8 protein-coding genes, 1 tRNA gene and 3 pseudogenes are annotated in these 13,533 nt (G+C 58.3%); 7 read left to right on the plus strand and 5 right to left on the minus strand.

Features of this window, described 5'->3' with window-relative positions:
* Positions 1–669: 669 nt before the first annotated feature.
* Positions 670–3,198, plus strand: a complete 2,529-nt coding sequence (mgtA, locus tag HB376_RS32110) for a magnesium-translocating P-type ATPase (RefSeq protein WP_213767691.1) — start codon at positions 670–672, stop codon at positions 3,196–3,198.
* Positions 3,199–3,981: 783 nt separating this feature from the next.
* Here mgtA and HB376_RS32115 read toward each other — a convergent pair.
* The 5 genes and pseudogenes from HB376_RS32115 to HB376_RS32135 all read right to left on the minus strand — a co-directional run bounded on the left by HB376_RS32115 (position 3,982) and on the right by HB376_RS32135 (position 9,564).
* Positions 3,982–5,679 carry a Na+/H+ antiporter gene (locus HB376_RS32115; RefSeq protein ID WP_213767692.1) on the minus strand — a complete coding sequence of 566 codons (1,698 nt, stop codon included), beginning with the start codon at positions 5,677–5,679 and terminating at the stop codon, positions 3,982–3,984.
* Positions 5,680–6,394: 715 nt separating this feature from the next.
* Positions 6,395–6,658 (minus strand): hypothetical protein, encoded by a 264-nt coding sequence (locus tag HB376_RS32120; protein WP_213767693.1) that lies wholly within the window; start codon positions 6,656–6,658, stop codon positions 6,395–6,397.
* A gap of 128 nt (positions 6,659–6,786) precedes the next feature.
* The gene (gene groL, locus HB376_RS32125; protein WP_213767694.1) at positions 6,787–8,409 is read right to left on the minus strand and encodes a chaperonin GroEL; all 1,623 of its coding nucleotides are present in this window, start codon (positions 8,407–8,409) and stop codon (positions 6,787–6,789) included.
* Between the two features lie 34 nt (positions 8,410–8,443).
* A complete protein-coding gene (locus tag HB376_RS32130) occupies positions 8,444–8,761 on the minus strand; it encodes a co-chaperone GroES (protein ID WP_213767695.1) in 318 nt (105 codons plus the stop codon).
* Positions 8,762–8,923: 162 nt separating this feature from the next.
* Positions 8,924–9,564 (minus strand): annotated as a pseudogene (locus HB376_RS32135) (diguanylate cyclase).
* Positions 9,565–9,831: 267 nt separating this feature from the next.
* On the opposite strand from HB376_RS32135, the pseudogene HB376_RS32140 reads away from it, so the two are divergent.
* The 6 genes and pseudogenes from HB376_RS32140 (at position 9,832) to HB376_RS32165 (ending at position 13,230) form a co-directional block, all read left to right on the plus strand.
* Positions 9,832–10,274 (plus strand): annotated as a pseudogene (locus HB376_RS32140) (Hsp20/alpha crystallin family protein).
* A gap of 26 nt (positions 10,275–10,300) precedes the next feature.
* Positions 10,301–10,723, plus strand: a complete 423-nt coding sequence (locus HB376_RS32145; RefSeq protein WP_213767696.1) for an Hsp20/alpha crystallin family protein — start codon at positions 10,301–10,303, stop codon at positions 10,721–10,723.
* A gap of 75 nt (positions 10,724–10,798) precedes the next feature.
* Entirely contained in the window at positions 10,799–11,182 is a 384-nt protein-coding gene (locus tag HB376_RS41390) for a DUF6566 family protein (RefSeq protein WP_255631673.1), read from the plus strand.
* Positions 11,148–11,704, plus strand: a pseudogene (locus HB376_RS32155) (Hsp20/alpha crystallin family protein). Before HB376_RS41390 ends, HB376_RS32155 begins: the two are co-directional and overlap by 35 nt.
* A gap of 115 nt (positions 11,705–11,819) precedes the next feature.
* Positions 11,820–11,892: transfer RNA gene (locus tag HB376_RS32160), tRNA-Lys, on the plus strand.
* A gap of 615 nt (positions 11,893–12,507) precedes the next feature.
* Complete coding sequence (locus HB376_RS32165; protein ID WP_213767697.1) at positions 12,508–13,230, plus strand: GAF domain-containing protein; 723 nt, start codon at positions 12,508–12,510, stop codon at positions 13,228–13,230.
* Positions 13,231–13,533: the final 303 nt, after the last annotated feature.

Genomic DNA, 13,533 nt, shown 5'->3' on the forward strand with positions numbered 1-13,533 from the left:
TGATTCGCACCACGCCAACAATTTCGGCTTGGTCGGCTCGTCGGGGCAGCACGGCCCTGCGTTATGTGACGTGGAGGTTCAGCTTCCACCCAAGCCCGTCGACGTTCCGCCCGCTTCCTCAAGCACGCCGCGAATCTCCCCGCGCAACCCTCGGCGTAGTGAGCAAGCGCTGGATGAGCTGCTCCTGTCCTCGAATCTCAATGGCTTAATGATCTGTTCACAACAGAACAGCGAAGAGCAATATCGCGTCGGTCTGTGCAAATCCGCCCGCCTGAAAGGGTTTTAAAAATCGACGGGCTTTCGTAGGATGTGACTGTGCCCGCGGTTTTTCCGTCGTGAGACTAAGTGCTCGCGAGGCGTCCCCGGGACGGCGCGGCTAGAGTCTCTTGCATGCGAAAAGATAAGCGCTGGAACAGCTAGCCCGGCGCGCCCGCCGGTAGGTCTGCAAGCCAATAACATCCGACTCGTGTTAGGCCGGAGAATTCGAACGCACTATTGTTGGTTTGCATTAAGTCCGCATCCCCAGTGAGTCACATTCGGAGCAAATCAACACGCCCCGGTTCACGAGCTCTCGCGCTATCGCCGGGAACCGATTGCGCTCCGGATCCAGTCCGCTGTTCACTAGCCCCGGAGTGTAGACTGGCTGCTCATCGATCGGCTAGAGCTGCTATGCAACCTTTCTGGAATCTTTCCGCGCAAGAAGCCATCGCCCGACTGAGTTCATCGGCGAAGGGATTGTCTTCCGCGGAAGCGCTTATTCGGTTCAAACGTTACTCGGACAGCCGTTTGGTATCAAAGAGACGCACCGACACTTTCACGCTGATCCTTGGTCAGTTCAGCAGCCCGATCGTCCTCCTTTTGGTCGCTGCCGCGATCATCTCTATCCTGCTGAAGGACAGCGTCGATGCCGTGATCATCCTTGCGATCGTGCTTGCGAGTGGCCTCCTCGGCTTCTGGCAAGAGCGCGGCGCCGCCGGCGCGGTCGAGAAACTGCTGTCGCTCGTCGAGGTGAAAGCGAAGGTCCTTCGTGGAGGCTCGCCGACCGACGTGGCGCTCGATGACATCGTCCCCGGCGATGTTGTCATTCTTTCGGCCGGGGCGACGGCACCGGGCGACTGCCTGCTTCTGGAGTCGCGAGATCTTTTCGCCGACGAAGCGACCCTGACCGGTGAAACGTTTCCCGCGGAGAAGTCGGTCGCTGTTCTACCTGCCGAGACCCCGCTCGCGAAACGAACGAATTTCGTCTTCCTCGGCACACACGTCATTTCCGGAAGCGCCACCGTCCTTGTCGTCACCACAGGCAAGGACACCGAGTTCGGGAAGGTTTCGGAACGCCTCAAGCTAAGGCCCCCCGAGACCGACTTTGAGCGCGGAATCCGACGCTTTGGCTATCTGCTGATGGAAATCACGCTGCTGCTCGTGATCTGCATCTTCGCTTTCAATGTCTACCTGCATCGTCCGGTACTCGACTCCTTTCTCTTCTCTCTTGCTTTGGCGGTCGGTCTAACGCCGCAAATGCTGCCGGCGATCGTGAGCATCAATCTTGCCGCCGGTGCCAGGCGAATGGCTGAGAAAAAGGTGATCGTGAAGCGGCTGTCTTCTATTGAGAACTTCGGCAGCATGAACGTGCTGTGCACCGACAAGACAGGCACGTTGACTGAGGGCGAAGTCACTTTGCAGGCCGTGCACGACGTTGAGGGCAAGGACAGTCCATTCGGGCTGGTCTGTGTGTACCTGAATTCGACGTTCGAGAGCGGTTTCGCCAGTCCGATCGATGTAGCCATTCGCAAGCACTGCATAATCGACATTACAGCCTGGAAAAAGCTCGATGAAGTACCGTACGACTTCGTGCGCAAACGCTTGACCGTCCTCGTATCGGGACCCGAAGGCAACTTGATGCTCACGAAGGGCGCTCTGGCAGAAGTGCTCGACGTGTGCACGATCGCCGAGGATGCGAATGGCAATGAGCAGCCGCTGACCGATCTAAGAAGCCAGATTGACGCGCGTTTCGCCGAGTACAGCAAGGACGGTCAGCGAACGCTCGGTCTGGCTCGCAAGAAACTCGGACCGGCGGAGACTATTGGCAAGGCGGACGAAACCGGCATGTGCTTCATCGGCTTCGTGCTCTTTTCCGATCCGCTCAAGCCCGGCATCGCCGCAACCATTGAACAGCTACGCCTCTTGGGCGTCGCACTGAAGGTAATCACCGGAGACAACATGTTGGTGGCCGCCTCGGTGGCTCGACAAATCGGCTTTGCCGATGCTCAGATGCTGTCCGGGCGCGAAATGAAGAACATGAGTGACGGAGCGCTGCTCAACCGCGTCGGCAAGGTCAACGTCTTCGCTGAAGTCGAGCCGAACGAGAAGGAACGCATCATTCGGGCTCTGCGTAAGGCTGGCAACGTCGTTGGCTACATGGGGGACGGGATCAATGACGCGTCGGCCCTGCACGCTGCAGATGTGGGGCTTTCAGTCGAAGATGCCGTCGACGTCGCCAAGGAGGTCGCTGACATTGTTCTCCTCGAGAAGGACCTCAAGGTGTTGATCGATGGCATCCGCGAGGGCCGGATCACTTTTGCCAATACCCTTAAGTACGTCCTCATCGCGACGAGCGCGAACTTTGGGAACATGTTCAGCATGGCCGGCGCGTCCCTGCTGCTGCCGTTCCTGCCTCTGCTGCCCAAGCAGATCCTGCTGACCAATATGCTGACCGACCTGCCCGCCATGACCATCTCGAGCGATGGTGTGGACTCACAGATGTTGACAAGCCCGCAACGCTGGGACATCGGTTTCATCCGGTCGTTCATGTTGACCTTCGGCATTCTCAGTTCGGTCTTCGACTACGTCACCTTCGGCGTGCTGCTCTACCTATTCCATGCCGGCACCGACGAGTTTCGAACTGCTTGGTTCGTGGAGTCGGTGGTGTCGGCCTCTCTGATTCTTCTCGTCGTTCGAAGCCGGCTGTCGCTCTTCACGAGCAGGCCGAGCCGACGACTAGTCCTGGCGACGCTCGCCGTCGCTGTTGCCGCAGTAGTTTTACCATATTTTCCCTATGCAAGCCTGCTTGGACTCGCGCCGGTGCCATTGAAGTATTTGGCCGCGATCGCGGCCATCGTCGCGGTCTATATTTGTGCTGCAGAGGTGACCAAGCGCATCTTCTACCGGAGATTCGAACGAACACCCGCAGTCGCGCTGTAACGCATTCAAGTCTGCCCGGGCGTCATCGAAGCGGCCTGATCGCCAATGGTAACGCTGCATCCGAACACCGGGGCCTTGGGCCTCGAGTACGTGTTCCATTGCACTCCCGCGACCCGAGAATCCCCATCAGGAAGCCTCGATTAGCGGCAATGCGTTGAGGCCTTGAGACCGGACGCCTTGAACTCGTGAGTTCGTGCAGCCAAGACGATGAAAACACTTCGCTACCATTCGGGACAAGTGACCTGAGCCAGTTCTAGTGCGCTACACCCCCTCTCGGATGCGCCACAACTTGCCGGCTAAACCTTTCATAGCAGGCCCTGAAACCCGCATAGTTAAACGGTTGGCTATGACCGCCTTGAGGCCTTACGGCCGATTCTGCCATGGCGGCGCCTCTCAGTGTAGAGATGCTCAAATTGTTCGGCAAGGCGCTCTGGGTCGACGCGCTCAATCGAAATAGCACGAGCGAGGCTCGGTTTTCACGATCTCGCCGCAGTTGGATGTCCAGTACGGTTGCAGTCACACCCTTACTTCTCTACCCTGATCCACCGCAGCCTCGGTTTTCCTCCTTCACTTTTGGGCGGTGGCAATAGATTGCCGCGCTGACCGACGCCCATATGACAACGCACAAGATGACCGCAGGTACGAAAGGAGCCACGCTGTGGGCATGCTCGGGTAGCAACCGACTGATCCCAATGACGTAATCCCGATCAGGTCGACGCACGGAAACGCCGTGCACACGGAAGTGCCAAGATAGTGCCGCAATGCGTTCGAACACAGAAGGCGTTACAGCTTCTTTTCTGCAGCATGCGATTTTCCGCCGCGTGACAGCACGGCCGATTCGGCCAAGTCGGTTTCGCGTAATAGCCGCGTCAACGTCTCGTCGTTAATAACGTTGGAGGCCCGTCTGCGGAATAGCTCCGCGCGCTCGGCACGTAGCGCGGTGACGTGCAGGTGCCGCGCAATTGACGCCGCGTTTTCAGCACGTCGACGTGCGCTTCCCTCCTCGAGCAGATCATCACTTTCAGAATGGAGAGGCCTTTGATAGACGAGCGCTACCTGCCTGGCGATCTCGCTAACAACTTCTGCATCGTCACGCCCGCCGTCGTGCGTCATCGCCTGACATTCAATTTCGATCGCCGTAAGCGCTGCGTTGGCAATCGCGGTACGCGCTTCCCTTTCCTCGCGCTTTTCATGCTCCTGTCCGACGTCCTTGCTCTGCCTAAGAAGCAGGGGCAGGCCGACCGTTGCGACTAGAAGCGAACAGATGATGACCCCAGCCGCAATAAAAACGATCAGGTCTCGAGCAGGAAAAGGGCTGCCATCGAGCATCGTCAGTGGCACGGACAGCACGGCGGCTAGCGTGATCGCGCCGCGCACACCCGCAAGCGATGTAATGGCGGCAATTCGAAAACCCGGGAGGGCGGAGTTCACTCCCTGACCGGCGATACGGCGGCTTGAGACCCAGCGTAACAGCCACACCCAGACCATCCGCAAACCGATCAAGGCAGCGTAGACTGCCAGCACATTCGTCACCAGCGCACCGAGCTCCCCGTCCTGCAGATTGTGCGCATCGACCAATGCACGGCCGATGATTGACGGGAATTGCAGGCCTAGCAGAATGAACACGAAACCGTTGAAGATCATTTCAATCATTGCCCAGACGCTCGCGCCTCGCATACGGGTTGCGATGCTTTCGCTGCCAAGGTCGGTCGTGAAATTCATCGCCATGCCTGCGGCGACCGCTGCCAGGATGCCCGATACGCCGATGTGCTCGGCCAGAATATAGGCGGCGAAAGGCAAGAGGGTAATGAGGATGATCTGAACGCCAGGATCGTCGTCCTCAGACAGTCGTGCAATTCTTTGACGCAGCCAGTTGAAAGGCCACGTGATGGCGATGCCAAGTACAACACCCCCGAGTGAGACAACGAAAAAACTGGACGAGGCCGACCAGAATGAAAACACACCGGTCAGGGTCGCCGCGACGGCGAATTTGAAGGCAACGAGTCCTGATGCGTCGTTGAGTAGCGCTTCGCCCTCGAGGATATGTTTAAGTTGTTGCGGCATGCGTCCGCGCGGCACGATGCCAGACAAGGCAACGGCGTCGGTGGGCGACAGCACGGCGGCCAATGCGAACGCAACTGACAACGGGATGGCCGGAACCAACCAATCGATGAAATAGCCTAGACCCGCAACGGTAAAGAAGACCAGACCAAGGGCAAGCAGCAGGATCGGACCGCGATAATGAACGAGCTCTCGCTTGGGCATGCGCCAACCATCAGCAAACAGCAAAGGCGGAATGAAGAGCAGCAGAAAGACCTCGGGCACGAAGGTCACGTGCAGACCGAGACTGGGCGCGGCGAGCAGCGCGCCAAGCGCAATCTGGACGAGGGGAAGCGGTACTGCGAACGGAATGATCCGGATGGCTGTGCTCGACACCGCGACCACCAGCAATAAGACGAGAACGGTAATGACAGTTTGCATTGGCTCAGGAAGGGAGAATGCTGCGAGCGAAAAACCAGGAAGTGCGCCTATCAAAACGGGCCGCTCATCTTAAGCGATATCTAATATGCAGCCGGATTTACATCAGACGCGTCGATAACGACACGGACACTCTGCTCTACTGCGGAGCGGGATCGCACTAATTCATGATGGCGTGGGACGTCAGGGCACCGCTTCGAATCATGTGAGACGTGAATGTGTTGCATACAGCAGGTGAGGTGAGCCGTGTCAACCGCGGCGCAAGCGGCACCCCACATGTCCGTAGCGACGATGGGCATCATTACCTTCGCCGATGCAATCGCAAGCGTCACGACGACGCTGTCGGGCTATATCGCCGACCGCTCGCACACCGAAAGCTGATAGTGAACGCGGACGACGCACTCACCCTTTCGGACAGATGCGTCTGGTGTTGGCCGGCGGATTGCCTATGCTGCTCTTCAGGTTCCCGATATCATGGTTTGGCAACACGCTGCGCGGTGCAATCTTGATACAGGCAGTGAGCTCCGAGGCTCACGGTCGCGCCTTCAGCTTTCATCGCGCGGCTAATGCAGTCGGCGCGGTGCTCCGGCCACCACTCGGGTTACGGTCCTTGCAGCGGCAAGATGAGCGTGGCTGATAGGAAAGCGTCTCGCCAGTAAGACACGCCACGCTGTATAGCCCACTTCGATGAAGTGCTATGCACCCTGTCGATCCCCGTTCACTGCGGCTGTTCAATCATGAGATAACGAAGTACTAATGCGGGATCGGCTATCTCTAAAATCAGGCGACGCAGAATCCGCTTGCGCATATGGTTCTCGTCCAACATCCACGGTCCTCCGACATCGCTCAGATGGCGGGAAACCGCCTCACGTAACGCCTCACCTTCCGAGAGTAAGCCGAGACGCACCGCCAGCAAGCCGACGATTACGTCATCAAGTTCGACACTCAGCGATCGGGTGTCGATCGTCAGGTCCAGTTTCATGCTCTGCCTCCAGTGGGAGCCCGTTCAGCTATGTGTCCATCTTTAGGCACGGCTCCCGCGCCCGGCAAGAGCGCGGGAGTCGCATCGATCACCCAAAAGATGCCTTGTCGCTGCTCCGAACTTAAGCGTTAGTAGTCGAGCTCCGGAGCGGCTGCTGGCACTTTCACCTCTTCCTTCGGCGCCTCGGCCACGGTCGCGTCTGTCGTGAGAATCAGACCCGCAATAGAGGCAGCATTTTGCAACGCGGTACGAGTGACCTTAGTCGGATCCACGACACCGATCTCAACCAGGTCACCATATTCTCCCGTGGCCGCGTTATAGCCAAAGTTGCCATTGCCGGCCAGCACCTTCGAGATCACGACCGATGGTTCGTCGCCGGCGTTGGCGGCAATCACGCGCAACGGCGCTTCGAGCGCGCGCAGCACGATCTTGATGCCGGCATCCTGATCGGGGTTCACCCCCTTCAGTTCCGCCACCGCCGGACGGGCCCGCAAGAGCGCCACGCCACCGCCGGGCACGATGCCCTCTTCAACTGCTGCACGCGTTGCGTGCAGTGCGTCGTCGACGCGGTCCTTCTTTTCCTTCATCTCGACTTCGGTCGCTGCCCCCACCTTGATGACGGCCACGCCGCCTGCCAGCTTCGCTACACGCTCCTGCAGCTTCTCGCGGTCATAGTCGCTCGTGGCCTGTTCGATCTGGACCCGAATCGCCTTCACCCGCGCGTCGATAGCCACTTTGTCGCCAGCGCCGTTGATGATAATGGAGTTGTCCTTCTGCACTTCGACACGCTTGGCGCTGCCGAGATCTTCCAGCGTCGCCTTCTCCAACTGCTTGCCGGTTTCATCGGAAACGATGGTCGCTCCCGTGAGAGTCGCAATGTCTTCGAGCATGGCCTTGCGGCGGTCGCCAAAGCCTGGCGCCTTGACCGCAGCCACCTTCAGGATGCCGCGCATCGAATTCACGACGAGTGTCGTCAGCGCCTCGCCTTCAATATCCTCGGCGATAATCAACAGCGGCTTGCTGGCCTTGGCTGACGCTTCGAGGATCGGCAACAGTTCGCGAATACTGGAGATCTTCTTGTCGTAAAGCAGGATTAGCGGATCATCGAGATAGGCGACCTGCTTGTCGGGGGCGTTGATAAAGTAAGGGCTCAAGTAGCCGCGATCGAACTGCATGCCTTCCACCACATCCAGTTCATTCTCGAGTGACTTACCGTCCTCGACCGTGATGACGCCTTCCTTGCCCACCTTCTCCATGGCGTCCGCGATAATCTTTCCGATCGTTCCATCCGAGTTCGCCGAGATCGATCCGACCTGTGCGATTTCCTTGCTGGTCCTGATCGGCTTCGAGAACTTCTGCAATTCGTCAAGCACGGTGCTCACCGCCCGGTCGATACCACGCTTGAGATCCATCGGATTCATGCCGGCCGCGACATGTTTCATGCCTTCCTGAACGATCGATTGGGCCAGCACGGTGGCGGTCGTGGTGCCATCGCCAGCGACATCTGCAGTCTTTGAGGCGACCTGCTTGACCACCTGCGCCCCCATGTTTTCAAACCGGTCCTTCAGTTCGATTTCCTTTGCCACCGACACGCCATCCTTGGTGACCGTGGGCGCACCGAAACTGCGCTCGATCAGCACGTTGCGGCCCTTCGGACCGAGCGTGACTTTTACCGCATCGGTCAGAACGTTCACACCTTTGACGATACGGCTGCGGGCGCTGTTGTGGAATTGGACGTCCTTTGCACTCATGGCTTTGCTCCTGCGAAAGTCGTTGGGAGAAAAATCAAGCTACTTTCTTGACCGCGTCCTGGCCGTGCTCGAGGATACCCATCACGTCTTCCTCGCGCATGACGAGCAGCTCGTCATCATCGACCTTGACGGTCTGCCCCGCATACCTGCCGAAAAGTACCTGGTCACCCACTTTCAACTGGAGCGGCCGTTGCGAGCCATCTTGCAGCAGCTTGCCGCTGCCCACCGCAATGACCTCACCCTGCTCGGGCTTTTCCGCAGCCGAGTCGGGAATCACGATGCCGGAAGCCGTCGTGCGTTGCTGCTCGATCCGCTTGACGATAACCCGGTCGTAAAGGGGACGAATTTTCATCTTCCATCTCCTGAGCGATAACAGATCACGAAAAAGGGAATCCGGCTGCGATGAGGACCGAAGGGGTCGCGGATAGTCGCAGCCGTACCAGTACAACTGGCGAAAGGGTCTGCCGTAATCGGCTTCAAGATCTGCTCTGAAACAAATATGTTACAAAATATATCAGAGCAGGATGACTCGCTCGGACCGGCCCAGACGATAGACGTTGCGGGACACCGGCGCGTCCCTTAACGGGGATGCTGTTATCGGGCAGAGCAGGGCAGTTGCCGGCCGCCATCTGCCTCCAGTGTGCCGTCATCACTCGCTGCTTCGCGCCAGAGCCCTCCCTTGACGGGCCGGAATGTCCAGCGCAAATAGCCCTTGGCCGCGCCGAGCGGCATCACTCCTTTACGGTCCGGCGCCTCCTCCACCAAATGCGCTTGCCCGCTGCGATCGTCGGCGTAATCGCCGAAGGCCTGACGACAGGCCAACGCCTCGTGCGCCGACGCCCCGATCTCGTTGCAAGAGCGGCGCTGTAGCCGCTCAAGGTCCCACGCGCCGAGTTGCCAGGCGGCATCGAGCAAGGCTTGATCGATACTCTCGAAAGCCTGCCACTGCTCGTTGATCTGGATCGCCGATCCCGGCACCGCTCGCGTCGGGATCGGAATACCGGGAAGCCGCAGGGGCGTCGCGCGATGAAAGCCATGCCAATGCAGCAGCAATAACACCGGCGTATTGACGCGCGCCGCAACCGTCACCGTCACGGCGTATAGCGGCTTTCCCACCACTTTCGACTGGGCTGAAATCGTTGGAAAAAGATCCATGTGAGCACTCCCATCTATGAGAACAATCCCGCGGACACTGCGCTCGAAGTCACTGCCACAAGCCTATATTTTATGACGTGTCCAGCGCAGCGAAACAGGCCTTGAAATTTTCGAAAAAGCACCTATTTTGAATTTCGCTCAGGCAGTCGCGCGATGCAAGGTTTTATGCGCGCTGCGTGTTTCGATTTGTGTGTCAGGGACGTTTAATCCATGGCAGGCGAACCGGAGCGCGTAGCCCCGTTCGCCTCCTTTTCAAGGAATCAAACCATGAGCAGCCGCTACCCCAATACCGACCTCTTCGGTGAATTTGACCGTTTGCAACGACAGATCGAGAGCCTCTTTGGCGGGTTTCCATCGAGTCTCCGCTCGGCCCGGGTCGGAGCCTTTCCGCCTATCAACGTGGGTAGCACCGACGATTCCATCGAGGTCGTCGCCTTTGCGCCGGGGCTCGACCCCCGGCCCACATCGACGTCTCGATCGAAAAGGGATTGCTCACAATCAGTGGAGAGCGTAAGCCCACTGAGCTCGACGATGGCGGCGAGGTCCGTACGTATGCGCAGGAACGCTTTGCGGGTACCTTCAGGCGTGCTATCGAGCTTCCTCAACATGCCGACCCCGACAAGGTGCAGGCCCGTTACGCCAATGGATGCTTAGCCATCAGCGTGGGCCGATCGCAAGCGTCGAAGCCGCGCGCCATCGCTGTCCAGTAACCGTCGCACGCAATCAGGAGAACATCATGAACCAAGCTATCCAACCTGCTGAACGGCCGGCCGAATCCAGCACGGCGGTCGCGACAACACGAGGCGGTCAAGCCGCTACAACGCGCCGCTTGACGTTGACACCCGCTGTCGATGTGCTCGAGAACAATCACGGCATTACTGTATTCGTGGATCTTCCTGGCGTTACCGTGGAAAAACTCGATATCAAGGTCCAGGACGACACCCTGGTCATCAAAGCTGAAGCGATCGTGCCCACGCCACCAGGGCTGCGGTTGCAGCATGCAGAGATTACCCAGCCGCATTTTTTCCGGACCTTTGCATTGAGCGCTGACTTTGATGCATCCCGTATCGACGCGCAGTTGCGTGATGGGGTACTCAAGCTTGTGATCCCCCGGCGCGACGAGGCACGCCCGCGGCACATCGAAGTCACAGCTGGCTAAAACGCCGCGTCGAAAATCCGGCACAGAAGCAGCGCCGCTGGCGCTGCCTCCGTGCATGCGAAGCGGAGCCTTACGATGCAAGACGAAATACATGAATTATGGAACAGGCATTCGGTTAACATTCGCGCCATTCCCGTTCGGGACATGACCACGCGCCGTGCTGACAGAGACAGCTTCATCGCTCTCGTACGGATCGACCGTGATGGTGTGAACGTCGTCGACTGGCATTTGCCACGGCTTGCTCAGCGGTGGGCGAGCGCGGCTGAGGCGCAGCGCGAGGCTTTCGACTATGCGGTGAAGGCGATCAACGCGGGATTCTGTGGCGAGACGCGTCCACGCCCCGGGCCGGCCGTAGCGAACGAGGATGCTTCGCCATTTGTGCGAGTGCCCGAAGGTTTCAGAAACTCATTGGGAGATTTTGACCATGAACACGGAACTCAAGAACTGGAATCCATTTAAATTCCTGCGTAGGATAACTCACGAAGTGCGCCCACGCCATCCGACAACCCGATCGGTCAGCAACGCCGGCCGCTGGAATGGACTGATCTATCTCGCCGTTTCCTGACTGATCCGTGGCGCGTGATGAACGAGTTTTTTCAGGAGCCACTTTTTGGCGAACTGTACAGATGGTTCGGCGATTTCAGCTCGCCCCGGTTCCAGCCTCGTATCGACGTGGTCGATGACGGCAAAGCCCTGCGCATAAGCGCTGCACTGCCCGGTATGAGCCGGGAAGGCATTCAGACTTCGGTCGAGGCGGGAGCCTTGGTCATCCGGGGCGAGAAGAAACAGGACAAGCGAACAGAGGAAGACGGCTGCTATCGGCTCGAACATGCGCATGGCGCATTCATGCGACGCATACCGCTGCCGGACGGCGTCGATGTGGACAATATCGATGCCAAGTTCGATAACGGCTTGCTCACGCTGGTGCTACCGAAGACCGAAGTATCCACATCTGCCGTGCGCAAAATCGAAATCCGCTAAGGGTCCAAGCTTTAACAGGCGGTGCGCTTTGTCTTTGCCGGCGTCTGGTTAACGGTGCTGCGCCTCAGCGCTGCGAGCCCTTCGAGACGCCGGCATCTGCCGCACTCCCCCTTTCGGGCCGTTAGCTCAGTTGGTAGAGCAGAGGATTTTTAATCCGTTGGTCACTGGTTCGAATCCAGTACGGCCTATTCGGCGCCCGTAACTTCGTATGCAGACGACGTAGCTTGATTGTCCGTCACGACAGGTCTAAAACTAGCGAGCATCGAATGCGATCGCTACCTCTTCCGACGCGCTCCCTCGAACACACCCGGCGCCGAGGTAACCCGGACACGAGACAACCGACTCGTGAGAGTCCTCGCGCGGTCGGCGCTCGCTTGCCTTAGCGGTCTTTGTTGGCGACGAGATGAACAGCAAGCAAACCGCTACAACGCTTCCGGCAATTGTCCCCAACTGGGTGTGCTTGAAACGGCCCGCAGACCTTGATTATGGGCCGATGGAAAAACGCTCAACAGGATCGGCTCGATGAAAAGTTGCGCATACGACTTGCCGTCTTGGTGTCTTCTTCCCCTCATCGCAGCACTGCTGCGATGAGGGGAATTTCGATCTCGTGCCTGGGAAGGTCAATGAACAAGAAGCATCGGCGTCAGTGCTTTTCTATTGACTCGCATGCGTGACCTTGCGAGGCGTTCCCGCCACCTGCTGATATATACTCCATCCACGTTTTCACGCCTGCAATTGGGTCCTACGCGCGAATCTGTTCGTCGAATGCATGGCAATCTTGATCATCTTTCGAAGGGAGCACAATGCCGGAATCAGACGATGCCTCGTTCGGCGCTGACCCGAAAGACACGGTTGGCGTTCCGCAAGCTCATCTCACCGAACTCGCTGAAATAGTCGCTGAGGCGCTCAACGCGAGGCGGTGCGTCATCACAATTTTCCGCGAAGAGCAGGACGTCGATGAAGGTCGGCTTGCCACCGCAATCTTTGGGTATACTCCCGCAAGCCGATGGGCCGACGTGGCCGATTGCGAATACGGAGAAGCCCAGTATCGCTCTACCGGGATGCGGGATGTTTTGACGCAGAACAAGGTGCGCGAGATCTCGCCGAGCCTTCGCAAGATTACGGGTTCCAACGAAACAATGTCTTCTCCCGTCTTGCGAGAGCGGAAGATCATCGGCGTCGTGCACGTGGATGGACCGCTCGACGGAAATCGTTTCGGTTCGGCGGATCTGAACTTGTTCTCGGCACTCGTACGCCTTGTATCCAAAGCAGTCAAGGCGGCCCAGGCGCAAAAAGCAGCCGAGTTGTACTTCACCGATGTTGCATTGACCCAGGCGGCCCGCAAGAACGTTCAAGGACTCGTCATGGCATCAGCCGAGGATCCCGACCGGGTTGTGCGCATCGTTGCCAAAGCGTTTTATCGTGAAATGACCCGTGCCGGTTTTGATCCGAAACACGTTATTCGTGCGGCATCGGAAATCATTTCTGAGTTGAGCAAAAGCGTACGCGGCACAAGGCCGAAATGAGCGATGTAACGATACTTTCGACAGCACCAGGTAGCGCAGTCCTCGTTTCAGTCGCGATCCCGTGACGGAGATAAGTGGCACGCCCAGGTGTTGGTTTGCACCGGATTGAGACCCGCTTCAACCCCGAAGGGCGTTGCTGAGTTCGCCAACCGCATAAGGCTTACTCAGTCTCTTCCATGAAAAGCCGATTGGCAGCTCGTCTCCCGACGCGAACGCCAGGTGCAGATGGGGATACGCGGCAACTGCGCGTTGCCAACTCGATTCCAGAGTCCCCGGGCAGATTCAAATCCGTCAGCAAGACAT

Source organism: Caballeronia sp. dw_19, from assembly GCF_018449515.1.
Classification (GTDB): Bacteria; Pseudomonadota; Gammaproteobacteria; order Burkholderiales; family Burkholderiaceae; genus Caballeronia.

Coding starts and splice junctions, on each gene's coding strand:
- HB376_RS32120 (WP_213767693.1), bottom strand. CDS start 6,658: ATGAAACTGGACCTGACGATCGACACCCGATCGCTGAGTGTCGAACTT.
- HB376_RS41390 (WP_255631673.1), top strand. CDS start 10,799: ATGCAAGACGAAATACATGAATTATGGAACAGGCATTCGGTTAACATT.
- HB376_RS32145 (WP_213767696.1), top strand. CDS start 10,301: ATGAACCAAGCTATCCAACCTGCTGAACGGCCGGCCGAATCCAGCACG.
- HB376_RS32130 (WP_213767695.1), bottom strand. CDS start 8,761: ATGAAAATTCGTCCCCTTTACGACCGGGTTATCGTCAAGCGGATCGAG.
- HB376_RS32115 (WP_213767692.1), bottom strand. CDS start 5,679: ATGCAAACTGTCATTACCGTTCTCGTCTTATTGCTGGTGGTCGCGGTG.
- HB376_RS32165 (WP_213767697.1), top strand. CDS start 12,508: ATGCCGGAATCAGACGATGCCTCGTTCGGCGCTGACCCGAAAGACACG.
- groL (WP_213767694.1), bottom strand. CDS start 8,409: ATGAGTGCAAAGGACGTCCAATTCCACAACAGCGCCCGCAGCCGTATC.
- mgtA (WP_213767691.1), top strand. CDS start 670: ATGCAACCTTTCTGGAATCTTTCCGCGCAAGAAGCCATCGCCCGACTG.